A 26,732-nucleotide genomic window follows, 5' to 3' on the forward strand; every position below is an offset into this window, starting at 1 on the left:
GGAGGCGGTCGTGATGTCGCTCGTACCCCGCGACGTCGGGTCGACTGGTGCGGTTGCACGCGCGTGCTTATGCTCGAGCCGGGGAGGGCCGGGGTGTGAGGCCGTTGGGTCGGGCGTGCAGTCGTGTGCGCCGCGGTCGCAGGCGAAAATCCCGACACGAAAGCCCGACAGACGACGAAGGGCCTCCGCCGATGGCGGAGGCCCTTCGTCGTCTGTCGGGGTGACAGGATTTGAACCTGCGACCTCGTCGTCCCGAACGACGCGCGCTACCAAGCTGCGCCACACCCCGGTGCTGCCCGACTCGAGCCTAGGCTCGCGCGTGCAACCGCACCAGTCTACCCGACGTCGCGGGGTACGAGCGACATCACGACCGCCTCCGGGGGAGTGCCGAGCCGGAACGGCGCGAAGATCGACGATCCGATGCCCTGCGAGACGCCGAGCGGCACCGAGCGACCCTCGTGGCTCCACGTGCTGAGCCCCGACGCCTGCGCGCGCGGGATGTCGCAGTTCGTGACGATCGCGTGCCCGCCCGGCACCCGCACCTGGCCGCCGTGCGTGTGCCCCGCGAGGATCGCATCAGCCCCGAGGTCGACGAAGGCGTCGAGGATGCGGCGATACGGCGCGTGCGTGATGCCGAGCGTCGTGCGCGGCTCGTCGCCGAGCGCCTTCCGCATGCGCGAGATGGCCGCCTCGGTCTCGTCGAGCCGATCCCAGGAGCGGTGCGGGTCGGCGACGCCGAAGGCGGCGATCGTCGTCCCCTTGACCTCGATCGCGCGCGCCGAGTTGTTGACGTCGAGCCAGCCGAGGCCCTCGTAGGCTCGCTCGAGCGCCGCGAGGTCGAGCCGCTCGGGCCCGCTGCCCGCCGGCTCCTTCGAGGGCCCGGCGAAGTAGCGCAACGGGTTCTTCAGCTGCGGCCCGAAGACGTCGTTCGAGCCGTGCACGAAGAACCCTGGCACGCCCTGGAAGACGCGCAGCGCATCCGCCAGCACAGGCACTGCGGCGCTGTGGCCGAGGCTGTCGCCCGTGTTGACGATGAGGTCGGGCTCGACCGACGCGAGCCCCTCGAGCCACTCGAGCTTCGCGCGCTGCCACGGCGCGAGGTGGATGTCGGCGAGGTGCAGGAGCGTCAGCGGGCGGGCGCCCGCCGGCAGGATCCGCAGCTGCTCATGGCGGATGCGGAAGGCGCGCGGCTCGATCGCGGTCGCGTAGGCGCCCAGCGCGGCGCCGGCGGCGAGCACGCCGCCGACGACCGCGCCGAGGGCCCTCGGACTAGCAGCCAGGGTCGCCCCCGGAGGCGTTCGTGCCGACGACGAGCGAGACCGGGTCGGTCGGCTCGCCGGGGCTGCCCGCGAGCGGGTTCTGCGCGAGCACGGTACAGAGGTTGCTCTCGCCGTGGTCCTGCCACGTCACCTGCACGAGTGCGGGATCGAAGCCCGCGTCGGCGAGCGTCGCCTTGGCGTCTGCGAGCGACTGCGCGACCACGTTCGGCCACGTCTGCGCGCCCTCCGGCGCCTGCGACGGATCCGCGGCGGGGGCGCCGCTCGAGGGGTAGATGATGATCGGCGTCGTGGTGGTCACGAGCGCGCCGGCGCCCGGCGCCGTGTACTCGACGGTGCCCTCGGCCTGCGTGCCCTCGACCGGGCCGGCGACCTGCACTGTGAAGCCCGCGGCCTCGAGCGTCGCCTGCGCGTCGGCGACCGACTGGCCGCTCACGTCCGGCAGCTCGCCCGCGTTGCCGCGCAGCGTGTCGGCGTCGGGGGTGAGGAACTGCCCGCCGGGGTAGCGCGCGATCGCCTCGCCCATCGCGGCGCGGAAGATCGTCGAGCGCACGTTCCATCGCGGCTGGAGCGAGTAGTTGCCCACGATGTTGCCGACCCAGACGGCCGTGGCGACGGTCGGGCTCGAGCCGTTCACCCAGGTCTGCACGACGCCGTTCGTCGTGCCGGTCTTCGAGATGACCGGGGTCGAGCCCGGAGGGTTGTTGATCGGGTTGCGCTCGGTGACCGTCGTGAGCACCGACTGCATGACCGACGCGACCTCGGGCGAGATCGCCTCCTGGCAGTCCTGGCCGGGCGGCTGCACCTCGGATCCGTCGCGCGCGACGATGCGGTCGATCGCGATCGGCTTGCAGTAGATGCCGCCGTTGGCGATCGTCGCGAACGCCGACGCCATGCCCATCGGCGTGACGGTCGAGCCCGAGCCGATGACAGCCGGGGCGAAGATCTGCCAGTCGCCGTTCGCGGGGAACGTGCCCATCCGCTCCGCGGTGTCGTGGATGTCGCAGAGGTCGAGCTCGCTCGCCATGCGCACGACGCCCGTGTTGACCGAGTTGACCATGATCTCGGTCGGGGTCATCCGGGAGTACTCGTTGCCCTCGTTGTTCTGCGGGTCCCACGGCTCGGAGACGAGGCCGGTGCACTCGGCGCGGAACGACCCCCGCGGCCACTCCTCGCGAGTGGCGTCGAGCTGCTGGTTGACGGAGTGCCCGTCGATGATCCACTGCGCGAGGGTGAAGATCTTGAACCCCGAGCCGGGCTGGAAGCCGCTCGATCGGCCGTGCTCGAAGTCGGCGTTGAAGTTCACCGCGGTGCCGGTCGGCGCATGCTCGGTGCGGTTGTCGTAGTCCTTGTTCTGCACCATCGTGAGGATGCGGCCAGTACCGACCTCGAGCTGCGTGACCGCGGCGCCCGACTGCCAGCGCGTCTCGTCGTTCGGCACCTGCGCGTCGACCGTCGCCTGCACGGAGTCGTTGAGGTCGAGGTCGATCGACGTGAAGATCTGGTAGCCGCCCTGCGCGAGCGCGCGCGCGTTGTCCTCGGGTGTCGCGCCGAGGATGTGGTTGCCGTCGATCGTGTCGACCGCGAGCACGCGCTGCACGTAGTCGCAGAAGAAGCGCGCGGAGTCGTAGCCGGCGATGCAGCCGTTGTTCGGCGGCTGGATGTTGACGAAGCTCTCGTCCACGGGAGTGGCGAGCGCGGCGTCGCGCTCCTCGGCGGTGATGAAGCCCTCCGAGGCCATGTTCCGGATGATGAAGTCGCGCCGCTCCTGGTTGCGCGCGAAGTTGTCGGCGTTGAAGAGGTTGCGGATCGACGGGTTCTGCACCGTGGCGATGAGCGCCGCCGACTCCGCGACCGACAGCTCGGCGGCAGGCTTGCCGAAGATGCGCTGCGCACCCGACTCGATGCCGTAGACGTTGCCGCCGAAGTTCGCGATGTTGAGGTAGGCGAGCAGGATCTCGTTCTTCGTGTAGCGCTGCTCGAGGCTGATCGCGAGCCGCATCTCGGCGAGCTTGCGCTGGTACGACTCGGTGTACTGCTGGTCGCACACCGCTTGCGCTTCCTCGTCGTCCGAGAGGCACGCGTCGATCGCGATCTGCTGGCGCACGAGCTGCATCGTGAGCGTCGAGGCGCCCGACTCGCCGCCGAAGCCCAGCTGCGAGAGGCCCGCGCGCACGACCGAGGGAGCGTCGACGCCGCTGTGCGAGTAGTAGCGGCGGTCCTCGCCGGCGACGAGCGCGTCGACCGCGGTGCGCGGCACCTGCTGCCACTGCAGCACCTGGCGGTCCTGGCTGTAGAACTGCGCGATCTCGACCGGCTGCCCGTCGCGGAGCCCGTAGATGCGATTGCGCTCGGCCTGCTGGGTGATCTGCGAGTACGTCGGCAGGCTCTCGAAGATGTCGAGGCCGCTGTTCGCGGTGCTCGACGCGACCGCCAGGGCAGGGGTCAGCGTCGCCGAGACGAGGATGCCGGCGATCGCGCTGAACCCGATGAGACCCAGGAGGGAGCCGAGCAGGCTTCCTGGCTTGTGACGTGAAGCGGCCATAGCATACGAGGGTACGGCACCGACCTATGAGAGCTGAGGCTGCAGAACGATGGCGACCACGACTTGGGAGTACGCGACGACGCCGCTGCTCATCCACCGCGAGACGGCGATCCTCAACACCTGGGGAGCCGACGGATGGGAGCTCGTGCACGTCGCGAACGGTCCCGAGGGCGGGCTCGTCGCGTTCCTGAAGCGCCCCATCGAGGCCGGCGCGTGAGCGTCGCGCAGCGGCTCGAGGAGCTCGGGTTCGAGCTGCCCGCGGTCGTCCCGCCGGTCGCCTCCTACGTGCCCGCGGTGTCGGCGAACGGCTTCGTCTATACCTCCGGCCAGCTGCCGATGGTCGACGGGCAGCTGCCCCGCACGGGCAAGGTCGGCGCGGAGGTCTCGGCCGACGAGGCGATGCTCGACGCGAAGCAGTGCGCGCTCAACGCGCTCGCGGCGATCGCCGCCGAGATCGGCTCGCTCGACCGCATCACGCGCATCGTGAAGGTCGTCGGCTTCGTCGCGTCGGCGGATGGGTTCCACGGCCAGCCGGGCGTGGTCAACGGCGCGAGCAACGTGCTCGGCGAGATCTTCGGCGATGCCGGCAAGCACGCCCGCAGCGCCGTCGGCGTCGCGGAGCTGCCGCTCGGCGCGCCGGTCGAGGTCGAGGTCATCGCGGCCTTCGCCTGACCCGCCGATCGTCGAGCAGGCCCCACTCCTCTCGTCGAGTAGGCCCGCACCCCGTTCGTCGAGTAGGCCCGGAGGGCCGTATCGAGACGGCAGCGATCGGTCTCGATACGCGCCTTCGGCGCTACTCGACCAGCGGAGTGGCGCTACTCGACCGACGGGGCGACTACCGCAGCTGCGAGCGGATCGCCTCCACCACGCCCTGGTCGGCGAGCGTCGTCGTGTCGCCGAGGTCGCGGCCCTCGGCGAGGTCGCGCAGCAGCCGCCGCATGATCTTGCCCGAGCGGGTCTTCGGCAGGTCGGGCACGATGAAGACCTGCCGCGGCCGCGCGATCGCGCCGATGTCGCTCGCGACGTGCTGGCGCAGGATCTGCTCCGCCTCCTCGATGGAGTGCTCGCGCGACGCGGACTGCTTCAGGATCACGAACGCCACGACCGCCTGGCCCGTGGTCGCATCCGACGCTCCCACCACCGCCGCCTCGGCGACGCCGTCGTGCGCGACGAGCGACGACTCGATCTCGGCGGTCGAGAGCCGATGTCCCGAGACGTTCATGACGTCGTCGACGCGGCCGAGCAGCCAGATCTCGCCGTCCTCGTCCTTGCGGGCGCCGTCGCCGGCGAAGTACTTGTCGCCGAACTTCTCCCAGTACGTCTCGCGGTAGCGCTCGTCGTCGCCGTGGATCGTGCGCAGCATCGACGGCCACGGGCTCGTCACGACGAGCAGCCCGCCCTCGCCGTCGCCGACCGAGGCGCCCGACTCGTCGAGCACGTCGATCTCGATGCCCGGGATCGGCACCTGGGCGCTGCCGGGCTTGAGCGTCGTCACGGCGGCGAGCGCCGAGATCATGATCGCGCCCGTCTCGGTCTGCCACCACGTGTCGACGACCGGGGTCGTGCCGCCGCCGACGACGTCGCGGTACCACATCCACGCCTCGGGGTTGATGGGCTCGCCCACCGTGCCGAGCACGCGCAGGCTCGAGAGGTCGCTCGACTGCGTGTGCTGGCGCCCGAGCTTCATGAACGTGCGGATGGCCGTGGGTGCCGTGTAGAAGATCGTCACGCCGTAGCGCTCGATGATCTGCCAGGGGCGCTCGGGCGTCGGGGTGTCGAACGTGCCCTCGTGCATGACCTGCGTCGTGCCGTTCGCCATCGGGCCGTAGACGACATAGCTGTGGCCCGTCACCCAGCCGATGTCGGCCGTGCACCAGTAGACGTCGGTCTCGGGCTTGAGGTCGAAGACGTGCCGGTGGGTGAACGAGGTCTGCGTCAGGTAGCCGGCGCTCGTGTGCAGGATGCCCTTCGGCTTCCCGGTCGTGCCGGAGGTGTAGAGGATGAAGAGCGGGTGCTCGGCGGGGAAGCCTTGCGCCTCGTGCTCGTCCGACGCATCCGCCATCGCGTCGTGGTACCAGACGTCGCGGCCGTCGACCCAGTCGATCTCGTTCTCGCCGCGCTTGACGACGAGCACGTTCGTGACGCCGTGGCCCGGCTCGCGGAGCGCCTCGTCGACGGTCGGCTTGAGCGGGAACACCTTGCCCTTGCGCCACGCGCCGTCGGTCGTGATGACGAGCGTCGCGCCCGCGTCGTCGATGCGGCTGCGGAGGTTGGAGGGGCTGAAGCCGCCGAAGACGGCGGTGTGCACGGCGCCGATGCGAGCGCACGCGAGCATCGCGACGACGGCCTCGGGCAGCATCGGCAGGTAGATCGCGACGCGGTCGCCCGCCTTGACGCCGAGCGACGTGAGCACGTTCGCGAGCCGCTTCACCTCGGCTGTCATCTCGGCGTAGGTGATGGTGCGGCGGTCGCCCGGCTCGCCCTCCCAGTGCAGCGCGACGCGGTCGCCGTTGCCTGCCTCGACGTGGCGGTCGAGGCAGTTGACGGCGACGTTGAGGGTGCCGTCGTGGAACCAGCGCGCGTGCGGGGGCTGCCAGTCGAGCACCTCGGTGAAGGGCGTCTCCCACTGCAGCTCGCGCGCCTGCTCAGCCCAGAACCCGAGGCGATCCTCGGCCGCGCGCTCGTAGAGCTCCGCGGTGGTCGACGACGCGCTCGCGAGCGCCTCCGGGGGCGCGAATCGGCGGGTCTCGGTGAGCAGGTGATCGATGCGGTCCGACACTGGCGTTTCTCCTGACTTCTTCGTCCGCGGATGAGTCTATGCACGAGCCGATGCGCTCGCCGCCGTGTTGCTCCCGGTTGCGCATGATTGCGTGCCTAGCATTGGCCTCGTCGGCCCTGCCGACGCGAGCAGGCGACCGACGGATCCCCCATTCGTCCCCCTGCGGCGGCGTCCTCCATCCCCCGGTGGGCGCCGCCTTGCTCGTCCTGCGGCACTGGCTCTCCACAGGCGGATGCGTCGGGCCGGCCGCGTCGCGCTCGCGCCGCTACCGTGCGGGCTCGTGCAGGCTCGATCGCGGGGCGTCCCCTTCGTCGCCGGCGCCGATCGCGCGGTCGACGCGGGGCCGGCGCGGACGAGCGCCGCCGGGGCGCCGCTGCGCGAGTTCGCCGAGCTCGCGCCGCTCGTGGCGGAGGCGGCGGTGACGGATGTGTTCGTCACCGGCGGGCAGGTGTGGGTCGATCGCGGCGCGGGCGCCGAGCCGGTGCCGCTGCGGCTCGCGCCGGAGCGGGCGAGGGCGCTCGCCGTCGCGCTCGTCGCCGCCGGCGGCCGGCACGTCGACGAGACGACGCCGTGCGTCGACGTGCGCCTGCACGACGGCATCCGCGTGCACGCCGTGCTGCCGCCGATCGCGGTGGCGGGCGCGCAGCTCTCGATCCGGCTGCCGCGCGTGCAGCCGCTCTCGCTCGACGAGCTCGACGCGAGCGGGTGCTTCGCGACCGTGCCGCTCGATCGGGTGCGCGAGCTCGTCGAGCGGCGCGCGAACGTGCTCGTCACCGGAGCGGCGGGCTCGGGCAAGACGACGCTGCTCGGCGCGATGCTCTCGCGCGCGTCGCCCGCGGAGCGCATCGTGACGATCGAGGACGTCGCCGAGCTGCGCATCCGCCACCCGCACGTCGTCGCGCTCGAGGCGCGGCAGGCGAACGCCGAGGGCGCGGGTGCGATCGGGCTCGAGCAGCTCGTGCGCGAGGCGCTGCGCATGAGGCCCGACCGGCTCGTGCTGGGGGAGTGCCGCGGCGCGGAGGTGCGCGAGCTGCTCTCGGCGCTCAACACCGGGCACGACGGCGGCGCCGGCACGCTGCACGCCAACTCGCTGGGCGACGTGCCCGCGCGGCTCGAGGCGCTCGGCGCCGTCGCGGGGCTCTCGCCGCCCGCACTCGCGCGGCAGGCGGTGAGCGCGCTCGACGCCGTGCTGCACGTCGAGCGCGACGCGCGCGGCCGCCGGAGCGTCGCTGCGATAGGGTCGCTCGCGCTCGACGGCGAGCGGCTCGCGGTGCGGCCGCGATGAGCGGCGACGTCGCGCTCGACGACACCGCCGCGACGGTGCACCGGCTCGCGGCGCTCGTCGCGGGCGGGGTGCCGCTCGCGCGAGCCTGGGCGGTGCTCGGCACGGATGCGTCCACGCTCGACGCACGAGCCGGCGGGCTCGTGCGCGCGGTGCTCGCGGTCGCCGGCGAGGCGGGCGCCCCGATGGCGCCGACGCTCGAGCGGCTCGCGGCCCTGCTGCGCGAGCAGTCAGCGCAGCGCCGCGCGCTCGAGGCGGCGCTCGCCGGTCCGCGGGCGACCGCGCGGCTCGTGATGCTGCTGCCGGTGGTCGCGCTCGGCTTCGGGCTCGCGCTCGGGCTCGACGTGGTGGGCGCCGCGACGGGCGGCGGGATCGGGTCGTGGTCGGTCGCGGCAGGGGCGCTGCTGATGGTCGGCGCGTGGCTCTGGTCGCGGGCGATCGTGCGCCGCGCGGCGCGCGGCGACCCGGCGCCGGGGCTCGCGCTCGACCTCGTCGCGGTGGCGCTCGCGGGCGGCGGCGCGGCCGATCGCGCCCGAGCGAGCGCCGCTCGCGCGCTGCGGGACGCGCGGATCGAGACGAGCGGCTGGGACGACGTCGACGCCGCGCTCGCGCTCGCCGAGCGCGCCGGCGTGCCAGTGCGCGGACTGCTGCTCGCCGAGGCGACCGCCGCGCGCACCCGCGCCCGGCTCGACGGCGAGGCCCGCGCCCAGCGCGCGGCGGTGCAGCTCGCGCTGCCGCTCGGCGCGTGCGTGCTGCCCGCGTTCACGCTGCTCGTGATCGTGCCGCTCGTCGTCTCGATGCTCGACGGCGCGCTCGCGCCGCTCGGGTGAACGCCGGCCGGATCGCTCTCCGCCAGAGCGCCGCGTCGGCTAGGTTCGAGCCATGCGCAACGCCTGGAACGCCGTCGTCAACTGGACCGCGGCGCTCTTCGCGACCTCCGCCGGAGCTCCGCACCCGATGGTCGCGACCGACGACCCCCGCGCGGCGGGGGAGCGCTCGCCCGAGCGCTGATCGCCGCCGCGCTCTCCACAGGCGACCCCGCCGGCCGCTCGCGCGAGCCGGCTCCTGCCCCACGCTTGGCCTCCTGAGGGAAGGAGGCGAGCATGCGGATGCTCGAGAGGCTCGTGCACGAGGAGGACGGTGCGGCGACCGCCGAGTACGTCATCGCGACGATGGCTGCGGTCGGGTTCGCCGGGCTGCTGGTGGTGATCCTGCGCTCCGACGAGGTGCGGGCGGTGCTCACCGACATGGTCCGGCGTGCGCTCACCGTGCAGTAGCGCACGGGGGCGCGGCGAGCTCGGTGCGGTCACGGCCGAGCTCGCCGCGGCGCTGCCCGCGGCGGTGCTCGCGATCGGGCTCGCGGTCGCGGCGGTCGCCGCGGCTGCCACGCAAGTGGGGCTCGAGCAGTCGGCAGGCGCGGCGGCGAGAGCGGCCGGGCGCGGAGACGACCCGGCGATCTACGCCGACGGGGCGCTGGCGCGGGTGGAGGCGGACGGCGAGCTCGTGTGCGCGGTGCTCGAGCGGCCGGCGCTCGGGGGAGCGGTGACGCTCGTGGCGCGGAGCTGCGCGCACAGCGGGGGCAGGTAGCGGTGGCGTCTCGATGGTCTCGACATGGGCCTTCGGCCCTACTCGACCACCGGGAAGCGGAGTCGAGCGCGGAGCGCGGGGCGGGGGCCGTGCTCGCGCTGGCTGTCGCAACAGCGGCGCTGCTCCTCGGGCTGCTCGTCGTGGGCGCGGGCACGGCGTCGATCGCGCAGGCGCGGGCTGCCGCGGCGGCCGACGCGGGAGCGCTCGCCGCGGCCGACGCGCTCTCCGGCTACGCCGACGGCGCGCCGTGCGGGCTCGCGCACGCGGTCGTCAGCGCGAGCCGCGCTCGCCTCGAGCGCTGCTCGCTGCGCGGTCTCGAGGCGAGCGTGACGGCCGTCGTCCCGGTCGGGCCGTGGCTCGCATCCGCCACCGCGCGGGCCGGTCCGCCGCCGTGAGAGCGCAATGACTCCATGTGTATTGTGTCGACGTGATCCCGTCGGATCGATCCCCCTACCTATAGAGCAGTGAGCGTGAGCATGGGCAAGAAGCTCGTCATCGTCGAGTCCCCGGCGAAGGGAAAGACGATCGAGCGGTACCTCGGCGAGGGGTACCAGGTGCTGGCCTCGGTCGGCCACATCCGCGACCTCGTGAGCCCGCGCGACCTGCCCGCCGACCTCAAGAAGGGCGCCTTCGGCAAGTTCGCCGTCGACGTCGACAACGGCTTCGCCCCCTACTACGTCGTGAGCGACGAGAAGAAGAAGACCGTCTCCGAGCTCAAGAAGGCGCTCAAGGACGCCGAGGAGCTCATCCTCGCCACGGATGAGGACCGCGAGGGCGAGGCCATCGCGTGGCACCTGCTCGAGGTGCTGAAGCCCAAGGTGCCGGTCAAGCGCATGGTGTTCCACGAGATCACCAAGGAGGCGATCGAGCAGGCCAAGGAGCAGATGCGCGAGCTCAACATGCCGCTCGTCGACGCTCAGGAGACGCGCCGAATCCTCGACCGGCTCTACGGCTACGAGGTGAGCCCGGTGCTGTGGCGCAAGGTGCGCCAGGGCCTCTCGGCCGGTCGCGTGCAGTCGCCGACCGCGCGCCTCATCGTCGACCGCGAGCGCGAGCGGATGGCGTTCGTTCCCGCCGCCTACTGGAGCCTCGCGGCGCAGTTCGAGGCCCCTCAGTCGACGACACAGGGATCGCGCTTCGGCGCCCGGCTCGTGCGGCTCGACGGCGCGCGCGTCGCGACCGGCAGCGACTTCGACGACCGCGGCCAGATCAAGGGCGTGCGCACGATCCTCGATCAGGAGGGCGCGGAGTCGCTCGCGAGCGAGCTCGAGCGCGCCTCCTTCCACGTCGCGAGCGTCGAGTCGAAGCCCTACCGCCGCCGCCCCTCCGCGCCGTTCACGACCTCGACGCTGCAGCAGGAGGCGGGCCGCAAGCTCAAGCTCTCCGCGAAGCAGACGATGTCGGTCGCGCAGTCGCTCTACGAGCAGGGCTACATCACCTACATGCGCACCGACTCGCCCTCGCTCTCGGCGCAGGCGATCAAGGCGGCGCGCGACCAGGCCACCGCGCTCTACGGCGCCGGCTCCGTCCCGCAGGCCGCACGCCACTACGCGGGCAAGTCCAAGTCGGCGCAAGAGGCGCACGAGGCGATCCGCCCCTCGGGCGACGCGTTCCGCACTCCGGCCGAGGTCAAGGCATCCCTCACCCCGAACGAGCACCGCCTCTACGAGCTCATCTGGAAGCGCACGGTCGCGAGCCAGATGATCGACGCGACCGGGCAGACGGCGACCATCACGATCGCGTCGGAGAAGACGAGCCGCGGCGTCGCCGAGTTCACCGCATCCGGCACCGTCATCACCGAGCCGGGGTTCCTGCAGGCGTACGAGGAGGGGAAGGATGCGTCGCGGTACGCCGACGACGCCGAGTCCGACGGGAACCTCCCCGACGTCAAGCAGTCCGACCCGGTCTCGCTCGCCAAGCTCGAGCGCAAGGACCACGTCACGACGCCCCCGCCGCGCTACACCGAGGCGAGCCTCGTGAAGGCGCTCGAGGAGCTCGAGATCGGGCGCCCCTCGACCTACGCGTCGATCATCGACACCATCGTGCGGCGCGGCTTCGTCACGCAGCGCGGCGGCGCGCTCGTGCCCAACTGGATCGCGTTCTCGACCATCAAGCTGCTCGAGGACAACCTCGGCGACTACGTCGACTACGACTTCACGGCCGAGATGCTCGCCGACCTCGACCGCATCGCCGACGGCGACCTCGACCGGCAGGAGTGGCTGCGCCGCTTCTACTTCGGCAGCGACGAGCGCCCGGGCCTCAAGAGCACCGTCGAGAACCTCGGCGACATCGACGCCCGCGCGGTCAACTCGATCCCGGTCGCCGAGGGCGTCACGCTGCGCGTGGGCCAGTACGGTCCCTACCTCGAGGGGCAGGGCCCCGACGGCGAGGTGAAGCGCGCCAACATCCCCGAGGACCTCACCCCCGACCAGCTCACCCCCGAGAAGGCGGCGGAGCTCTTCGCCGCCGAGCCCGCCGAGGACCGCGTGCTCGGCCAGCACCCCGAGACCGGCCTCGACGTCGTCGTGAAGAACGGCCGCTTCGGCCCGTACATCGAGGAGGCGCTGCCGGTCGAGCTCGATGACGAGGGCAAGCCCGTCGCGCCCAAGAAGGGCAAGGCGGCGCCGAAGCCGCGCCGCGCGTCGCTCTTCAAGTCGATGGAGCCCGAGTCGGTCGACCTGCCGACCGCGCTCAAGCTGCTGTCGCTCCCGCGCATCGTGGGCGTCGACCCCGAGTCGGGCGAGGAGATCTCCGCCCGTCCGGGCCGCTACGGGCCGTTCCTCTCGAAGGGCACCGACACCCGCTCGCTCGACGACGAGGACCAGATCTTCTCGATCACGCTCGAGCAGGCGCTCGAGCGCTTCGCGCAGCCGAAGTACGGGGCGCGCAAGGCCGCGAGCGCGCTCAAGGAGTTCGACGCCGACCCCGTCTCGGGCAAGCCCGTGAAGGTGCGCGACGGCCGCTTCGGCCCGTACGTGACCGACGGCGAGACGAACGCGACGATCCCGCGCGGGGAGGACGTCGAGGGCATCACCTTCGAGCGCGCGATCGAGCTGCTGCAGATCAAGCGCGAGAAGGGGCCGGCGAAGAAGCCCGCGCGGAAGCCCGCGGCGAAGAAGCCGGCCGCCAAGAAGCCCGCGGCGAAGAAGGCGCCCGCGAAGAAGCCCGCGGCGAAGAAGACCACCGAGTCGTGACCGGCGCGTTCATCACGCTCGAGGGCGGCGACGGCTCCGGCAAGTCGACGCAAGCGGGGATGCTCGTGGCCGCGCTCGAGGCGGAGCGCCGCTCCGTCGTGCGCACCCGGGAGCCCGGCGGCACCGAGCTCGGCGTCGAGATCCGCCGGCTCGTGCAGCACACCGACGGCCACGTCGCGCCGCGCGCGGAGGCGCTGCTCTACGCCGCCGACCGCGCGCAGCACGTCGCGACGCTCGTGCGCCCCGCGCTCGAGCGCGGTGACGTCGTGGTGCAGGACCGCTACCTCGACTCCTCGGTGGCCTACCAGGGCGCGGGCCGCGAGCTCGACGGGCAGCAGATCCGCGACCTGTCGCTGTGGGCGGTCGACGGGCTGCTGCCGCACCTGACGATCCTGCTCGACCTCGACCCCGCCGAGGGCCGCAAGCGGATGGCCGCCCGCGAGGACGCGCCGTTCGACCGGCTCGAGCAGACGGGCCTCGACTTCGCGCTGCGCGTGCGGGCCGCCTACCTCGCCCTCGCCGAGGCCGAGCCGGCGCGCTTCGCCGTCGTCGACGCGACCGGCAGCCCCGAGGCCGTGCACGAGCGCGTCATGTCGCACGTGCGTGGCATGCTCGCTGCCGGGCGCTGAGCGGGAGCACGGGGGAGCGATGGGCGGCTGGAGCGAGATCGTCGGCCAGGCCGACGCGGTCGCGCAGCTGCGCCGCGCCGCGTCCACCGATGCGGAGGGCGACGAGCCCGGCGCGATGACGCACGCGTGGCTGCTGACCGGACCGCCGGGCTCAGGCCGGTCGAACCTCGCGTACGCGTTCGCCGCGGCGCTGCTCTCGGGCCCCGACGGCATCGAGCCGGAGGTCGAGACGCTCGTCGAGGCGCGCACCCACCCCGACCTCGTCACGCTCTCGACCGAGGGCGTGCTCATCACGATCGCACAAGCGCGGTCGGTCGTGCAGCGCGCATCCCTCGCGCCGTCGACCGCGCGCTACCGGGTGGTCGTGGTCGAGGACGCCGATCGGATGGCCGAGCGCACCTCGAACGCGCTGCTCAAGGCGCTCGAGGAGCCGCCGCCCGAGACGGTCTGGATCCTCTGCGCGCCGAGCGAGGCCGACCTGCTGCCGACGATCCGCTCGCGCGTGCGCACGGTCAACCTGCAGGTGCCCGACCCCGTCGAGGTCGCGGCGCTGCTCGTCGAGCGCGACGGCGTCGACCCCGGCGTCGCCGAGCGCGCCGCGCGCGAAGCGCAGAGCCACATCGGCATGGCCCGCCGGCTCGCGACGAGCGAGGAGGCGCGCGCCCGGCGCGCGGAGACGCTGCAGATCGCGATGCGCGTCTCGACGGCGTCGTCGGCCGTGCTCGCGGCAGCGCGGTACGTCGAGATCGCGACGGCCGACGCCGACGCGCTCTCGGCAGAGCGCGATGAGGCCGAGCGAGCGCAAGCGCTGCGGCAGCTCGGGGTCGAGCCCGGCGGCACGGTGCCGCCCCAGCTGCGACGGCAGCTCAAGGAGCTCGAGGACGCGCAGAAGCAGCGCGCGAAGCGCGGCATGCGCGACGGCGTCGACCGCATCCTCGTCGACCTCCTCTCGCTCTACCGCGACATCCTCATCACGCAGCTCGGCGTCGGGCGCGAGCTCGTGAACGAGGCGATGCGGCCGACCGTGCAAGCGGCGGCCGACTACCTCGAGCGCGCCGCCGTCATCGACGTGCTCGACCAGATCCGCGTCGCCCGCGAGCGCATCGAGGCGAACGTGCCGCCGCTGCTCGCGCTCGAGGCGATGCTCGTGAGCGCCGCGCGCGCTGCGCAGCGCCGCTGAGCGAGACGCGACCGCGCGTCCCTCAGCGCAGGTCGATGGTCAGCAGCATGTCGTCCTCAACACCGCGCAGAAGGCGTTCGTCGACGTCGGTCAGCTGCACGCCGCGCGAGCGACGCGGCGCCACGGTGAGCTCCGACGGGCTCCAAGCGCGCAGCACGGAGATCCGACGGAGCTCGGCCGCTGATCCCGGCAGGGCGTGGAGCCAGTCGAGGAGGGCCGCGGCCGGCGTCTCGCCGTCCACCTGCTCGCGGCCACGGAGCCCGACGACGCCGTCGCAGTCGCACATGCGGCGCGTCAGCGTGAACGTCTCCGCATCCGCGCCGACGCGCTTGGATGCGACGGTGAACGGAGTCGGCTGCGGCTCGACCCCGAGGCGCTCGAGCGTCATGGCGCGGAACTCGTCGTCGAGCAGATCGGCGCGGAGCGCCCAGATCACGGTTGCGCACATCGTTGGTCCTTCCGAGCCGGTAGGGACCCTCAGAATCGCCTCGGCAGCGGAGCCGGCTCCGCGGTCATCGAGACGATCGTATGCCAGCCTCGAGCCCTCCACGCGACTCGGCCGCGCGCCGCAGCACCGCTGATGCGGCTCGCATAGCCGCGCCGCATACCGTAGGAGCATGCATCGCTCCCGCGGCCCGGCCGCCCTCGCCGTCGCGGCCGCCGCGCTCCTCGCGCTCACCGGCTGCCTCGTCCTGCCGGCACCGCCCGCGGCCGCGCCGCCGACCGGGCCGAGCAGCGTCGCCGTGCCACCGTGGGAGCCGACCGGCGAGGACGTCGCGCCCGGCCTCGAGCGGTACTACGGGCAGGACGTCGACTGGACCTCGTGCGGCGACAGCTGGTGCGGCACGATCACCGCGCCGATGGACTGGTTCGGCTCCGTCGACGACGACATCGAGCTCTCGGTCGTCGTCGCCCCCGCGACCGGGGTGCGCGAGGGCGCGATCCTCTACAACCCCGGCGGCCCCGGGGCATCCGGCGTCGACTACGTCTCGCAGTACGCCGACTTCCTGCTCCCGCCCGAGGTGCGCGAGCACTACGACCTCGTCGGCTTCGACCCCCGCGGCGTCGGCGGATCGACGCCCATCTCCTGCTACGACGACCCGCAGGAGTTCTACGACTGGATGTGGGGGCTCCCCGAGGGCCCCGCGCCCGAGCCGCTGAGCGACGAGGACCTGCAGCTGCAGCTCGAGTCGGCGCAGTGGTTCGCCGACGCGTGCCTCGAGCACACCGGCCCCTACCTCGAGTTCGTCGGCACCGAGCAGGTCGCGAGCGACATGGACCTCATGCGGGCGCTGCTCGGCGAGGAGCGGCTCAACTACCTCGGCGTCTCCTACGGCACGCTCATCGGCTCGACCTACGCCGACCTCTTCCCCGAGAACGTGGGCCGCATGGTGCTCGACGCCGCGGTCGCGCCCGACCGCTCCGAGTTCGAGGGCACGCTCTTCCAGGCCGCCGGCTTCGAGCTCGCCTACGGCAACTTCGTCGCCGATTGCCTGCAGCAGCGCGACTGTCCGTTCACGGGCACGCAGGAGGAGGCGCTCGAGCAGACGCGCGCGCTCATCGACGGGCTCGACGCCGACCCGATCGAGGTCGCCGACGGCCGCCAGCTCGGCTCCGGTGCCTTCTTCATCGCCATCGCCGCGAACCTCTACAGCGACCTGCAGTGGCAGGTGCTGCGCGGCGTGATCGCCGACGTCATGGCGGGCAGCGGCGAGAGCGCGTACGCCGAGGCGGATGCGTACTACGGCGTGCGCCCGGACGGCACGTTCGAGGACAACTCCTACGAGGCGCTCGTGTCGGTCAACTGCCTCGACGCGCCCGCGGTGACCGACTTCGACGAGGTGCGCGCGAACGGCGCGGAGGTGCTCGAGGTCGCGCCGACCCTCGGCCCCGGCTTCGTGGGCCTCAGCAGCTGCGCCGCGTGGCCGTTCGAGGCGACGCGCGAGCCGCACGCGATCACGGCGCCCGGCGCCGACCCGATCATCGTGATCGGCGGCCGCAACGACCCGGCGACGCCGTACGAGCAGGCCGTGGCGCTCGCCGACATGCTCGAGTCGGGCGTGCTCATCTCGGTCGAGGCCGAGGGTCACGGGCAGTACTACGCGCCGATGCCGAACGCGTGCGTCGACGAGCCGGTGAACGAGTACTTCCTGACCGGGGTCGCGCCGACCGCCGATCTCGACTGCTGAGCTACTCCGCGGGGCCGCCGCCCTGCCAGAGCCAGTCGGCGACCTCGGGGATGTCGACGCCGTGCTCACGCGTGTACGCGCGAGCGCGAGCACGCGCATCCGCCCACTCCTCGAGCACGTCGGCGCGCGCCTCGGCGAGGCCCGGCACACGCTCGACGACGTCCATCGCGAGCCGGTAGCGGTCGAGGTCGTTGAGCATGACCATGTCGAACGGCGTCGTCGTCGTGCCTCGCTCGACGTAGCCGCGCACGTGCAGGTCGTCGTGCACCGCGCGCTTGTAGGTCAGCCGGTGGATGAGCCACGGGTAGCCGTGGTACGCGAAGACCACCGGGCGGTCGCGCGTGAAGAGCGCGTCGAACTCGGCGTCGGGCAAGCCGTGCGGATGCTGCCCCTCGCTCTGCAGGCGGGTCAGGTCGACGACGTTCACGACCCGCAGCGAGAGCTCCGGCACGCGCTCGCGCAGCAGCGACGCTGCGGCGAGCGCCTCGAGGGTCGGGACGTCCCCGGCGGCCGCGAGCACGGCATCCGGCGCCCGATCCGCGGTCTCGGTGCCCGCCCACGGCAGCACGCCGAGGCCGCGCTCGCAGTGCTCGGTCGCCTCCGCCATCGACAGCCACTGCGGCGCGGGCTGCTTGCCGGCGACGATCACGTTGATGTACCCGGTCGAGCGCACGCAGTGATCGGCGGTCGAGAGCAGCGTGTTCGCGTCGAAGGGCAGGTAGACGCGCACGACCTCGGGGCTCTTGTTGAGCGCGACGTCGATGAAGCCCGGGTCCTGGTGGCTGAAGCCGTTGTGGTCCTGCCGCCACACGTGGCTCGAGAGCAGGATGTTGAGGCTCGCGATGGGCTCGCGCCACGGCACGCGCGCGGCTGACTCGAGCCACTTCGCGTGCTGCCCGAGCATCGAGTCGACGATGTGCGCGAACGCCTCGTAGGTGTTGAAGAGGCCGTGCCGGCCGGTGAGCAGGTAGCCCTCGAGCCAGCCCTGGCACAGGTGCTCGCTCAGCACCTCCATCACGCGGCCGGTCGGCGCGAGGTGCTCGTCGCCGGGCAGCGTCTCGGCGTTCCACTGCCGATCGGTCGCCGCGTAGACGTTCGGCGCGAGGCGATTGGATGCGGTCTCGTCGGGCCCGAAGATGCGGAACGTCTCGGGGTTGTCGCGGATGACCTCGGCGAGCCACGCGCCGAGGATCGCGGTCGCCTCGGCGTCGTCGGCACCGCGCGCGTCGGCGCGCACCTCGACCGCGTGGTCGCGGAAGTCGGTGAGCCGCAGCGGCACGCGCACCTCGCCGCCGTTCGCGACCGGGATCGCGCCCATGCGCAGCTCGCCCTCCGGCGCGTGGCTCGCGACGAGCGGCACGGGGGCGCCGCGCTCGTCGAAGAGCTCGTCGGGGCGATAGGAGCGCAGCCACTCGGCGAGCAGCTCGCGGTGGGCGTCGTCGTCGCGCACGCCCGAGAGCGGCACCTGGTGCGCGCGCCAGGTGCCCTCGATCCGGGTGCCGTCCACCTCGCGCGGCCCTGTCCATCCCTTCGGGCTGCGCAGCACGATCATCGGCCAGGCGGGCCGCGCGGTGAGCCCGCCGGTCGACGCATCCGCCTTGATCGTCGCGATCCGGTCGAGCGCGTCGTCGAGCACCGCGGCGAAGCGCGCGTGGGCCTCGAGCGGCGGCTCGCCGTCGGCGCCGACCTCGACGACGAGCGGCTCGTGGCCGTAGCCGCGCATGAGGGCGACGAGCTCGTCCTCGGGGATGCGGGCGAGGAGCGTCGGGTTCGCGATCTTGTAGCCGTTGAGGTGCAGGATCGGCAGCACCGCGCCATCGGCGCCGGGGTTCAGCAGCTTGTTGCTGTGCCACGATGCGGCGAGCGGCCCGGTCTCGGCCTCGCCGTCGCCGATGACGCACGCGACGAGCAGGTCGGGGTCGTCGAAGGCGGCGCCGTAGGCGTGCGCGAGCGAGTAGCCGAGCTCGCCGCCCTCATTGATCGAGCCCGGCGTCTCGGGCGCCGCGTGGCTCGGGATGCCGCCGGGGAACGAGAACTGCCGGAAGAGCCGCCGCATGCCGTCCTCGTCGAGACCCACGGCGGGGTAGCGCTCGCTGTAGACGCCCTCGAGGTAGGCGCCGGCGACGACGCCCGGGCCGCCGTGGCCGGGACCGGTGACGAAGAGCGTGCGCTGGCGGCGCTCGCGGATCGCGCGGTTGAGGTGCGCCTGCACGAACGTGAGGCCGGGCGTCGTGCCCCAGTGGCCGAGCAGGCGTGGCTTGAGGTGCTCGCGCTCGAGCGGCTCGCGCAGCAGCGGGTTGGCGAGCAGGTAGATCTGCCCGACGCTCAAGTAGTTCGCCGCGCGCCACCACGCGTCGATCTGCTCGAGGTCGGATGCGGTGGGCTCTGCCCGTCGGAGCTGCCACGCGGTCGCCGTCATGGCTCGAGCCTGGGGGAGCGCGTGCGGGTCGGTCAAGCGTTCGTCGAGGGCTCCGGGCATGCGGTAGTATCGTTGATCGTGCCTCGGCACGCCGCCTTAGCTCAGTCGGCAGAGCGATTCACTCGTAATGAATAGGTCCGGAGTTCGATTCTCCGAGGCGGCACCAGCACGAAGGCCCCGCGGTCGCGGGGCCTTCGTCGTCTCCGCCCGCTACGCCCGGGCGATGCCCGCCTCCTCGGCCGGCGTCGCGAGCACGCAGAACTCGTTCCCCTCCGGGTCGGCCAGCACGACCCATCCGCCGTCCTCGAGCCCGCGCCGGTCGTCGACGACGCTCGCGCCCAGGCCGACGATGCGCTCGACCTCCGCGTCGCACGTCGTGCCGACCGGGCGCAGGCAGATGTGCATGCGGTTCTTCACGACCTTGGGCTCGGGCACCTTGAGGAACTCGAGCCAGCGGCCGCCGGGTCCGCGCAGCTCGGCCTCGGCCTCGCTCCACGCGCCCTCGGAGGAGATCTCGAAGTCGTCGAGCACCTGCGCCCACCACCGCGCCTGCGCGATCGGGTCGGATGCGTCGAAGCAGAAGTTGGCCGTGCGCGACACCATGGGCGCCACTCTAGGAGGCGGTGCGGCGCGCTTCCAGGAGCGCGTCTACCCTGGGGCCATGGCCAAGGGCATCCTGATCGTCGACGTGCAGAACGACTTCACCGAGGGCGGCGCGCTCGGCACCGAGGGAGGCGCCGCGGTCGCCGCCGCCATCACGGAGCACCTCCGCACGCACTCCTACGACCTCGTGGTCGCGAGCCGCGACTGGCACGACGCCGACAACGACAACGGCGGCCACTTCGCCGCCGGCCAGCCCGACTTCGTCGGCACGTGGCCCGTGCACTGCGTCGCCGGCACCCCCGGCGCCGACTACCACCCCGCGCTCGACGCCCTCGCGATCGACGTCCACGTCAAGAAGGGGCAGGGGAAGCCCGCGTACTCGGCGTTCGAGGGCACGACCGACGACGGCGAGACGCTCGGCGAGGTGCTCGAGGAGCAGGGCATCGACGAGCTCGACGTCGTCGGCATCGCGACCGACTACTGCGTGAAGGCGTCGGCGCTCGACGCGGCGCTGGCCGGGATCTCGGTGACCGTCATCGACGCGCTCACGTCGGCGGTCTCGCCCGAGACGCGCCAGACCGCCCTCGACGAGATGCGCGACGGCGGCGTGCAGGTCACGCGCCGCCACTGAGGTCAGATCTGTAGTCTCACTACATATAGGCTGGCTGGTGCTGCCGCTCTGCGGGGCACCCTGACAGAGATCTTCGCGTCCTGGCTTTACATAGACCGCCTAACAGATAGACTGGCTAAGTGTCCACACGATCCACGCCCCGCTCCTCGTCCTCCCGCGTCCCCCGGTGGCTGCGCGTCCTGCTGCCCGCGGTCCTGATCCTCGGCTGGCTCGCCGCCGCGGGCATCGGCGGCCCGACCTTCGGCAGCCTCTCGAGCGTCGTTTCGAACGACCAGACGAGCTTCCTGCCCTCGAGCGCCGAGTCGACGCTCGTGCAGGAGCAGCTCGGCGAGTTCCTCGGTGACGACGAGATCCCCGCGATCGTGGTCGCGGCGTCCGACGAGGAGCTCGAAGCGAGCGCGGTCGAGTCCATCGCCGCGCTCCAGGAGGAGATCGCCGGGCTCGAGGGCGTCGTCCAGGCATCGCCCGTCGTGCCGAGCGAGGACGGGCAGGCGGCGCAGATCGTGGCGCTCCTCGACAGCTCGGGCGAGTCGGGCGAGGTCGGCGACCTCGTCGGCGAGCTGCGCGCGCTCGTGGCCGACACCGACCTCGGCGCGGGCGTGGAGTCGAAGGTCACGGGACCGGCGGGCTTCACCGCCGACATCGCCGAGGCCTTCGGCGGCATCGACGGGCTGCTGCTGCTCGTCGCCCTCGGCGCCGTGCTCGTGATCCTCGTGATCGTCTACCGCTCGCCGCTGCTGCCGATCCTGGTGCTGTTCACCTCGGTGGCCGCGCTGTGCCTCGCGATCCTCGTCGTCTTCGAGCTCGCGAAGGCGGAGGTGCTCACGCTCAGCGGGCAGACGCAGGGCATCCTCTTCATCCTCGTCGTCGGCGCGGCGACCGACTACGGCCTGCTCTACACGGCTCGCTTCCGCGAGGCGCTCGGGCAGACGCAGTCGAGGTGGCAGGCGACGCTCTCGGCGCTCAAGGGCTCGTTCGAGCCGATCATCGCCTCGGGCGGCACCGTCATCGCGGGCCTCCTGTGCCTGCTGCTGAGCGACCTCGTCTCGAACCAGCAGCTCGGCCCCGTCGCCGCGATCGGCATCGCCGCCTCGATCCTCGCCGGCCTCACCCTCCTGCCGGCGCTGCTGCTCGCGTTCGGCCGCGTCGCCTTCTGGCCGGTCGCGCCGACGCCCGAGAAGCCGCGCGTCAAGCCCGACGGCAAGGGCCTGTGGGGCGCCGTCTCGAACCTCGTCGACCGTCGCGCCCGCTCCGTGTGGATCGTCACGGCGCTCGTGCTCGGCGCCGGCGCGCTCGGCGTCACGCAGCTGCGCGCCGAGGGCGTGCCGTCGAGCGACTTCGTCGTGGGGGAGTCGGAGGCTCGCGACGGCCAGGCGCTCCTCTCGGAGCACTTCCCGGGCGGCTCCGGCACGCCCACGCAGATCGTCACGCCCGAGGGTGAGCTCGACGCGGTCGCCGAGGCGGTCGCCGACATCGACGGCGTCGAGAGCCTCGCGCTCGCGAGCGAGGACTCGCCCTCGGGCACGCTCCCGTGGCCGGCCGATCCCGCGTCGCCGTTCGCGGCGTTCGAGCCGACCGTCGTCGACGGCAGCGTGCTGCTGCAGGCGACGCTCGTCGACGCTCCTGACTCGAACGAGGCGCAGGAGGTCGTGCGCGAGATCCGCGAGGCGGCGCACGACGTCACCGACGAGGCGATCGTCGGCGGCACGACCGCGACCGCGATCGACACGAACGACGCATCCTCGCGCGACCGCGCCGTCATCATCCCGATCGTGCTGCTCGTCATCGGGCTCATCCTGATGGTGCTGCTGCGCTCGATCGTGGCTGCGGCGGTGCTGCTCGCCACGACCGTGCTGTCGTACTACACGGCGCTGGGCGTCGGCGCGATCATCCTGCAGTGGCTCGTGATCCCCGACATGGATCCGGCGGTGCCGCTGTTCGCATTCGTGTTCCTCGTCGCGCTCGGCGTCGACTACAACATCTTCCTCATGACCCGCGTGCGCGAGGAGGTCGGCAAGCGCGGCCACCGCGCGGGCGTGCTCCGCGGCCTGCGCGTGACCGGCGGTGTCATCACCTCGGCGGGCGTCGTGCTCGCGGCCACCTTCGCGGCGCTCGGCGTCATCCCGGTGCTGTTCCTGCTGCAGCTCGCGATCATCGTCGCGCTCGGCGTGCTCATCGACACGACGCTCGTCCGCTCGCTGCTCGTGCCCGCGCTCGCACTCGAGATCGGGCCGAAGACCTGGTGGCCGTCGAAGCTCGCGAAGGAGCCGCGCACTCCCGCGGCGGACCGATCGGACTCGGAGGTGAGCGCCACCGCGTCGCGCTGACCTCGCGTACGCGGTCGCGGCTTGCGCCGATCGTATGACGATAATACGGTTGGGGTGAGCGAGAGGCGGCGTCGATGCTGGAACGGAAGGCTGCGCCCCTGCGGGAGCAGGCGGTGGAGGTGCTGCGCGCATCGATCGTGCGCGGGGAGCTCGTGCCGGGCGCGCGCATCACGGAGAAGGCGATCGAGCAGCGCCTCGGCGTCAGCCGGACCGTCGTGCGCGAGGCCCTGCGGCAGCTCGAGAGCGAGCGGCTCATCCGCATCCAGCCGGGTGTCGGCCCGGTCGTCGCCGAGCTGACGCTCGACGAGGCCCGGCAGCTCTACGAGGTGCGCGCGGCGCTCGAGGCGACCGCCGCGCGGCTCGCGGCGCGCAACGCCGACGACGCGCAGATCGCCGCGCTCCAGGCGGCCTTCGACTCGATCCCGGAGCAGCGCCCCGACGAGATCGACGCGCTGCTGGCCATCAAGAACGGCTTCTACGTCGCGCTCATCGCCGCGAGCGGCAACCACATCATCGGCGAGCAGCTGGCCAACGTGCAGGCGCGCATCAGCCAGCTGCGCGCCGTGACCCTCGGTGCGCCCGACCGGCAGGCCGCGATGCGCGCCGAGCTCGGCGCCGTCGTCGACGCCATCGCGCGGCGAGACGAGGAGGCGGCCTACCGGCTCTCCGTCGCGCACGTCATGGCCGCATCGAGCATCGCCCTCGACCACCTCAGCACCCGCGCGAAGGACATCGCATGAGCCACACCCTCTTCCTCGGCCTCGGGCGCATGGGCGCGCCGATGGCGCGACTCCACGCGGAGGCGTTCGAGACGCACGTCTTCGACGTGTTCCCCGACGCCGTCTCGGCGGTCGTCGAGGGCTCGAGCGCCCGGCCGGTGGCCGACCTCGCGAGCGAGGGCGCCGACGTCGACGTCGTGATCCTCATGCTCCCGACGAGCCGCCACGTCGAGGATGCGCTCACCGGCGAGGGCGCGCTCCTCGAGCGCCTGCCCGCGGGGTCGCTCGTGATCGACATGGGCTCGAGCGAGCCCGGGAGCACGCGGTCGCTCGCCGCCGCCGCGGGGGAGCGCGGCGTCGACTACGTCGACGCGCCGGTCTCCGGTGGCATCGCGAAGGCCGAGACGGGTGAGCTGACCATCATGGCGGGTGGCACGGACGACGCGGTCGCGCGCGCCATGCCGCACCTCGAGACGGTCGGCAGCTCGATCGTCCACGTCGGGCCAGCCGGCGCCGGCCACGCGGCCAAGGCGCTCAACAACCTCGTCAGCGCGACGAACATCGCGGCCGCGACGGAGGCGGTGCTCATCGCGAAGCACTTCGGCATCGAGCCGGCGGCGATGATCGAGGTGCTCAACGCCTCGACCGGCATGAGCCAGGCGACTCAGGTCAAGTTCCCGCAGCACATCCTGCCCGGCACGTACGCCTCGAAGTTCGCGTACGACCTCATGCTCAAGGACATGGGCATCGCGAGGCGCATGGCCGACGAGGTCGGATTCGCACCGGTCACGGGCGCGGCGTTCGACACGCTCTCGGAGGGCCGATCGGCGCTCGGCGAGCACGCAGACCACACCGAGATCGCGCGCGTGTACACGCGGACGACCGGGATCTCCATCGACGAAGGGCACGCACGATGACGGACATCGACCCGCAGGAGTACATCGACGACATGGCGCGCAAGCGCGGCTACGTCCTCGACTACCACAAGGTGATGGCGAAGCAGGACTTCCCGGTGCTGCAGGCGGCGAACCACATGGTCTCCGCCGCCTACCTCGACCAGCGCACGCTCGACCGCAAGACGAAGGAGCTCATCTTCATCGTCTCGCTGACGGTCATGCGCGCCTCGAAGGGCCACATCCAGTCGCACATCCGGGTCGCGCTCGACCTCGGCCTCACGCCGACCGAGATCCTCGAGGCGATCGAGATCGCCCTGCCCGAGGCGGGCATCGTCGCGTTCCAGACCGGCTTCGAGGCATGGCGGGAGGTCGTCGGCGCCGATGGCATCGAGCCGACCGTCGCCGTCCACGAGGGCGGCTCCGGCTCGGGCGAGTAGCTCGCGCCATGGCATCGCACGAGCCGTGGGAGGTCGTGGTCATCCGCCACGGCACGCGCAGCACCCGACGCAGCGAGGTCTTCCTCAACTACGCCTTCTACGGGGAGGACGACGGGCCGTTCCGGCTCGACTACTTCCTGTGGGTGCTCCGCCGCGGCGATGAGGCCATCGTGGTCGACACCGGGTACTCCGAGGCGGGGGCGACCGCGCGCGGCCGCGAGATCCTCATCGACCCCGTGGATGCGCTGCGGCGCCTCGGGATCGAGCCGGGCTCCGGCGTGCCCGTCGTCGTGACGCACGCGCACTACGACCACATCGGGAACCTGCCGGCGTTCGCGTCGTCGGAGATCCACATCGCCCGGTCAGAGCTCGACTTCTGGACGAGCGACGTCGCCGACCGGCCGCTCTTCTCGCACTTCGGCGATCCCGCCGAGATCGAGGAGCTGCTGCGCGCCGAGGCGGAGGGAAGGCTCCGCCCCTTCTCGGACACGGCGACGATCGCCGAGGGGGTCGAGCTCGTCGAGGTGGGCGGCCACACCCCGGGCCAGGCCATGGTGTCGGTCGCCACGAGCGCCGGCACGGTGCTGATCGCGAGCGACGCGGCGCACTTCGTCGAGGAGCTCGAGCGCGACATGCCGTTCGTGTCGATGGCCGACGTGCCGCAGTCGTACCGCGTGCTCGATCGGATCCGCGAGACGGACGCAGCGCTCGTGCTCACGGGCCACGATGCGGGCACGCTCGATGGGCTCGAGCCGCTCGGCGAGCCGCTGCCGGGGCTCGCCGGCGTGATCGGCCGGCGCGCGTGAGCCTGCCCGCCGACGTCGTCGAGCGCTGCCGCGCCGACGCGCGCCTCGCCGCCGCGAGCCGCGGTGCCGACGTCACGATCGCGCTGCGCGACAGCAGCGGCGAGCACGTCCTCCGCCTCCACGACGGGCGCGTCGCCGCGGGCAGAGCCGCCGACTGCTCGATCGCCATGGCGGACGAGGCGTGGTCGGCGCTGCTCGCCGCGGAGCCGAGCGCGGGCGATCAGCACGTGCTCGCACTCGTGCGGGACGGCCGTGCGAGCGTCGAGGGCGACGAGCTCGCCTTCGCGCAGCACCTGCACCTCGTGCGCCGCATCGTCGAGGCGATCCGCCCGGCGGCCGCCGCGCCCCGGGCCCCCGAGCGCCGACCGCTGTCGCTGCGCGGGCAGTACGTGCGCATCGACGGGCCGCAGGGCGCATCCGACGTCTTCGTCGAGCGCGCCGGCACCGGCCCGCAAGTGCTGTGCCTCGCGACCGCCGGCAGCGACTCGAGCCAGTACCACGGGCTCGTCGCCGAGACCGATGTCACGGACCGCTTCGAGCTCATCGCCGTCGACCTCCCGTGGCACGGCAAGTCGACGCCCGTGCCCGGCGTCGATCCGCTCGAGTACCGGCTCGATCCCGCGACGTACACCCAGCTCATCGTCGCGATCGCGGATGTCGCCGACCTGCGGCGGCCCATCCTGCTCGGCCCGTCGATGGCGGGCGCGGCCGTCGTGCGGGCGATCGCGCTGCACCCCGACCGCTTCGCAGGCGCTGTCTCGTGCCAGGCCGGCCCCAGCGTGCGCGGCCGCAGCACGCCGGCGCTCCGCTCCGCGGTCGTCAACCAGGCGCTCCACGTGCCCGAGTGGACCTACGGGCTCATGAACCCGGCCTCGCCGCTCGAGCACCGCGACCGCGTGTGGTGGGGCTACTCGTCCGGCGCCTACGGCGTCTACGACGCCGACATCACCGGATACCAGCAGTGGGATCTCGACGAGGTCGAGCACCTGCTCACGCCCGAGTCGCCGCACGTCGCGGTGCTGTCGGGTGCCTTCGACACGAGCGTGCCACCAGCCGCATCTCGCGAGCTCGCGGACCGCATCCCGAACTCGTCGTTCGAGCTCATGCCCGAGCTCGGCCACTTCCCGCACGCCGAGCACCCCGCGGCGTTCGCGCCGCACCTCGAGCGGGCGATCGCTCGCGTGCTCCGGAGCGAGCGACCCCCGGCGGATACGATGGACACAACCAGTTGA

General features: G+C 72.5%; 25 protein-coding genes and 2 tRNA genes. 20 read left to right on the forward strand and 7 right to left on the reverse strand.

The window, feature by feature from the left end; all coding sequences use genetic code 11:
• Positions 1-215 precede the first annotated feature (215 nt).
• From JQT67_RS10450 to JQT67_RS10460, 3 genes are all read right to left on the reverse strand, one after another.
• Positions 216-289 (reverse strand) — tRNA-Pro (locus JQT67_RS10450).
• A 46-nt stretch (positions 290-335) separates the two neighbouring features.
• Positions 336-1,238, reverse strand: a complete 903-nt coding sequence (locus JQT67_RS10455; protein WP_307864303.1) for a metallophosphoesterase — start codon at positions 1,236-1,238, stop codon at positions 336-338.
• 31 nt (positions 1,239-1,269) lie between these two features.
• Entirely contained in the window at positions 1,270-3,822 is a 2,553-nt protein-coding gene (locus JQT67_RS10460; RefSeq protein WP_208064616.1) for a transglycosylase domain-containing protein, read from the reverse strand.
• A gap of 49 nt (positions 3,823-3,871) precedes the next feature.
• On the opposite strand from JQT67_RS10460, the gene JQT67_RS10465 reads away from it, so the two are divergent.
• Together JQT67_RS10465 and JQT67_RS10470 are read left to right on the forward strand one after the other, a co-directional pair.
• Entirely contained in the window at positions 3,872-4,039 is a 168-nt protein-coding gene (locus tag JQT67_RS10465) for a hypothetical protein (protein ID WP_021064908.1), read from the forward strand.
• Entirely contained in the window at positions 4,036-4,494 is a 459-nt protein-coding gene (locus JQT67_RS10470) for a RidA family protein (RefSeq protein ID WP_021064909.1), read from the forward strand. Before JQT67_RS10465 ends, JQT67_RS10470 begins: the two co-directional genes overlap by 4 nt.
• A gap of 163 nt (positions 4,495-4,657) precedes the next feature.
• Here JQT67_RS10470 and acs read toward each other — a convergent pair whose 3' ends face one another.
• Positions 4,658-6,601, reverse strand: a complete 1,944-nt coding sequence (gene acs, locus JQT67_RS10475) for an acetate--CoA ligase (RefSeq protein ID WP_208064618.1) — start codon at positions 6,599-6,601, stop codon at positions 4,658-4,660.
• Positions 6,602-6,881: 280 nt separating this feature from the next.
• Between acs and JQT67_RS10480 the strand changes: the two genes are divergently transcribed.
• The 9 genes from JQT67_RS10480 to JQT67_RS10515 all read left to right on the forward strand — a co-directional run bounded on the left by JQT67_RS10480 (position 6,882) and on the right by JQT67_RS10515 (position 14,473).
• Positions 6,882-7,886 (forward strand): TadA family conjugal transfer-associated ATPase, encoded by a 1,005-nt coding sequence (locus JQT67_RS10480; protein ID WP_374222131.1) that lies wholly within the window; start codon positions 6,882-6,884, stop codon positions 7,884-7,886.
• Positions 7,883-8,713, forward strand: coding sequence for a type II secretion system F family protein (locus JQT67_RS10485; RefSeq protein ID WP_208064620.1), 831 nt, complete (start codon positions 7,883-7,885; stop codon positions 8,711-8,713). Before JQT67_RS10480 ends, JQT67_RS10485 begins: the two co-directional genes overlap by 4 nt.
• Positions 8,714-8,765: 52 nt before the next feature.
• Positions 8,766-8,894: a hypothetical protein gene (locus JQT67_RS13655; RefSeq protein ID WP_279537688.1), complete on the forward strand. Its 129-nt coding sequence runs from the start codon at positions 8,766-8,768 to the stop codon at positions 8,892-8,894.
• A gap of 92 nt (positions 8,895-8,986) precedes the next feature.
• Complete coding sequence (locus JQT67_RS10490) at positions 8,987-9,160, forward strand: DUF4244 domain-containing protein (protein WP_208064621.1); 174 nt, start codon at positions 8,987-8,989, stop codon at positions 9,158-9,160.
• The gene (locus tag JQT67_RS10495; protein ID WP_208064622.1) at positions 9,141-9,470 is read left to right on the forward strand and encodes a pilus assembly protein TadE; all 330 of its coding nucleotides are present in this window, start codon (positions 9,141-9,143) and stop codon (positions 9,468-9,470) included. The genes JQT67_RS10490 and JQT67_RS10495 overlap by 20 nt, the downstream gene beginning before the upstream one ends.
• A gap of 2 nt (positions 9,471-9,472) precedes the next feature.
• Entirely contained in the window at positions 9,473-9,865 is a 393-nt protein-coding gene (locus JQT67_RS10500) for an Rv3654c family TadE-like protein (RefSeq protein WP_208064623.1), read from the forward strand.
• Positions 9,866-9,946: 81 nt separating this feature from the next.
• Positions 9,947-12,664: a type I DNA topoisomerase gene (topA, locus tag JQT67_RS10505; protein ID WP_243755945.1), complete on the forward strand. Its 2,718-nt coding sequence runs from the start codon at positions 9,947-9,949 to the stop codon at positions 12,662-12,664.
• Positions 12,661-13,293: a dTMP kinase gene (gene tmk, locus JQT67_RS10510; protein WP_208064625.1), complete on the forward strand. Its 633-nt coding sequence runs from the start codon at positions 12,661-12,663 to the stop codon at positions 13,291-13,293. Before topA ends, tmk begins: the two co-directional genes overlap by 4 nt.
• 19 nt (positions 13,294-13,312) lie before the next feature.
• Positions 13,313-14,473 carry a DNA polymerase III subunit delta' gene (locus JQT67_RS10515; protein ID WP_208064626.1) on the forward strand — a complete coding sequence of 387 codons (1,161 nt, stop codon included), beginning with the start codon at positions 13,313-13,315 and terminating at the stop codon, positions 14,471-14,473.
• Positions 14,474-14,495: 22 nt separating this feature from the next.
• On the opposite strand, the gene JQT67_RS10520 is transcribed toward JQT67_RS10515, so the two are convergent.
• Entirely contained in the window at positions 14,496-14,861 is a 366-nt protein-coding gene (locus tag JQT67_RS10520) for a hypothetical protein (protein WP_208064627.1), read from the reverse strand.
• Between the two features lie 229 nt (positions 14,862-15,090).
• On the opposite strand from JQT67_RS10520, the gene JQT67_RS10525 reads away from it, so the two are divergent.
• A complete protein-coding gene (locus JQT67_RS10525) occupies positions 15,091-16,662 on the forward strand; it encodes an alpha/beta hydrolase (protein ID WP_208064628.1) in 1,572 nt (523 codons plus the stop codon).
• A gap of 1 nt (position 16,663) precedes the next feature.
• On the opposite strand, the gene JQT67_RS10530 is transcribed toward JQT67_RS10525, so the two are convergent.
• Positions 16,664-19,081, reverse strand: a complete 2,418-nt coding sequence (locus JQT67_RS10530) for a phosphoketolase (protein WP_208064629.1) — start codon at positions 19,079-19,081, stop codon at positions 16,664-16,666.
• Positions 19,082-19,171: 90 nt separating this feature from the next.
• Here JQT67_RS10530 and JQT67_RS10535 point away from each other — a divergent pair.
• Positions 19,172-19,247: transfer RNA gene (locus JQT67_RS10535), tRNA-Thr, on the forward strand.
• A gap of 44 nt (positions 19,248-19,291) precedes the next feature.
• On the opposite strand, the gene JQT67_RS10540 is transcribed toward JQT67_RS10535, so the two are convergent.
• Entirely contained in the window at positions 19,292-19,684 is a 393-nt protein-coding gene (locus JQT67_RS10540) for a VOC family protein (protein ID WP_208064630.1), read from the reverse strand.
• A gap of 58 nt (positions 19,685-19,742) precedes the next feature.
• Here JQT67_RS10540 and JQT67_RS10545 point away from each other — a divergent pair, with 58 nt between their 5' ends.
• The 7 genes from JQT67_RS10545 to JQT67_RS10575 all read left to right on the forward strand — a co-directional run bounded on the left by JQT67_RS10545 (position 19,743) and on the right by JQT67_RS10575 (position 26,732).
• The gene (locus tag JQT67_RS10545; protein ID WP_208064631.1) at positions 19,743-20,315 is read left to right on the forward strand and encodes an isochorismatase family protein; all 573 of its coding nucleotides are present in this window, start codon (positions 19,743-19,745) and stop codon (positions 20,313-20,315) included.
• Positions 20,316-20,434: 119 nt separating this feature from the next.
• On the forward strand, positions 20,435-22,642 hold the full coding sequence (locus JQT67_RS10550) for an MMPL family transporter (protein WP_208064632.1): 2,208 nt from the start codon (positions 20,435-20,437) through the stop codon (positions 22,640-22,642).
• A gap of 74 nt (positions 22,643-22,716) precedes the next feature.
• On the forward strand, positions 22,717-23,382 hold the full coding sequence (locus tag JQT67_RS10555) for a GntR family transcriptional regulator (RefSeq protein WP_035254268.1): 666 nt from the start codon (positions 22,717-22,719) through the stop codon (positions 23,380-23,382).
• Positions 23,379-24,278 (forward strand): NAD(P)-dependent oxidoreductase, encoded by a 900-nt coding sequence (locus JQT67_RS10560; RefSeq protein ID WP_208064633.1) that lies wholly within the window; start codon positions 23,379-23,381, stop codon positions 24,276-24,278. The genes JQT67_RS10555 and JQT67_RS10560 overlap by 4 nt, the downstream gene beginning before the upstream one ends.
• Positions 24,275-24,694, forward strand: a complete 420-nt coding sequence (locus tag JQT67_RS10565; protein ID WP_021009866.1) for a carboxymuconolactone decarboxylase family protein — start codon at positions 24,275-24,277, stop codon at positions 24,692-24,694. The genes JQT67_RS10560 and JQT67_RS10565 overlap by 4 nt, the downstream gene beginning before the upstream one ends.
• Positions 24,695-24,702: 8 nt before the next feature.
• Positions 24,703-25,500, forward strand: a complete 798-nt coding sequence (locus JQT67_RS10570; RefSeq protein ID WP_208064634.1) for an N-acyl homoserine lactonase family protein — start codon at positions 24,703-24,705, stop codon at positions 25,498-25,500.
• Positions 25,497-26,732, forward strand: a complete 1,236-nt coding sequence (locus tag JQT67_RS10575) for an alpha/beta fold hydrolase (RefSeq protein ID WP_208064635.1) — start codon at positions 25,497-25,499, stop codon at positions 26,730-26,732. Before JQT67_RS10570 ends, JQT67_RS10575 begins: the two co-directional genes overlap by 4 nt.

This window comes from Agrococcus sp. TF02-05 (assembly GCF_017565345.1).
GTDB lineage: Bacteria > Actinomycetota > Actinomycetes > Actinomycetales > Microbacteriaceae > Agrococcus > Agrococcus pavilionensis.

Bases quoted from the DNA above. Each gene is read 5' to 3' on its own strand.
- JQT67_RS10460 (WP_208064616.1), bottom strand. From the start codon at position 3,822: ATGGCCGCTTCACGTCACAAGCCAGGAAGCCTGCTCGGCTCCCTCCTG.
- JQT67_RS10465 (WP_021064908.1), top strand. From the start codon at position 3,872: ATGGCGACCACGACTTGGGAGTACGCGACGACGCCGCTGCTCATCCAC.
- JQT67_RS10485 (WP_208064620.1), top strand. From the start codon at position 7,883: ATGAGCGGCGACGTCGCGCTCGACGACACCGCCGCGACGGTGCACCGG.
- JQT67_RS13655 (WP_279537688.1), top strand. From the start codon at position 8,766: ATGCGCAACGCCTGGAACGCCGTCGTCAACTGGACCGCGGCGCTCTTC.
- JQT67_RS10490 (WP_208064621.1), top strand. From the start codon at position 8,987: ATGCGGATGCTCGAGAGGCTCGTGCACGAGGAGGACGGTGCGGCGACC.
- topA (WP_243755945.1), top strand. From the start codon at position 9,947: ATGGGCAAGAAGCTCGTCATCGTCGAGTCCCCGGCGAAGGGAAAGACG.
- JQT67_RS10515 (WP_208064626.1), top strand. From the start codon at position 13,313: ATGGGCGGCTGGAGCGAGATCGTCGGCCAGGCCGACGCGGTCGCGCAG.
- JQT67_RS10520 (WP_208064627.1), bottom strand. From the start codon at position 14,861: ATGACGCTCGAGCGCCTCGGGGTCGAGCCGCAGCCGACTCCGTTCACC.
- JQT67_RS10525 (WP_208064628.1), top strand. From the start codon at position 15,091: ATGCATCGCTCCCGCGGCCCGGCCGCCCTCGCCGTCGCGGCCGCCGCG.
- JQT67_RS10530 (WP_208064629.1), bottom strand. From the start codon at position 19,081: ATGACGGCGACCGCGTGGCAGCTCCGACGGGCAGAGCCCACCGCATCC.
- JQT67_RS10540 (WP_208064630.1), bottom strand. From the start codon at position 19,684: ATGGTGTCGCGCACGGCCAACTTCTGCTTCGACGCATCCGACCCGATC.
- JQT67_RS10545 (WP_208064631.1), top strand. From the start codon at position 19,743: ATGGCCAAGGGCATCCTGATCGTCGACGTGCAGAACGACTTCACCGAG.
- JQT67_RS10555 (WP_035254268.1), top strand. From the start codon at position 22,717: ATGCTGGAACGGAAGGCTGCGCCCCTGCGGGAGCAGGCGGTGGAGGTG.
- JQT67_RS10560 (WP_208064633.1), top strand. From the start codon at position 23,379: ATGAGCCACACCCTCTTCCTCGGCCTCGGGCGCATGGGCGCGCCGATG.
- JQT67_RS10565 (WP_021009866.1), top strand. From the start codon at position 24,275: ATGACGGACATCGACCCGCAGGAGTACATCGACGACATGGCGCGCAAG.
- JQT67_RS10570 (WP_208064634.1), top strand. From the start codon at position 24,703: ATGGCATCGCACGAGCCGTGGGAGGTCGTGGTCATCCGCCACGGCACG.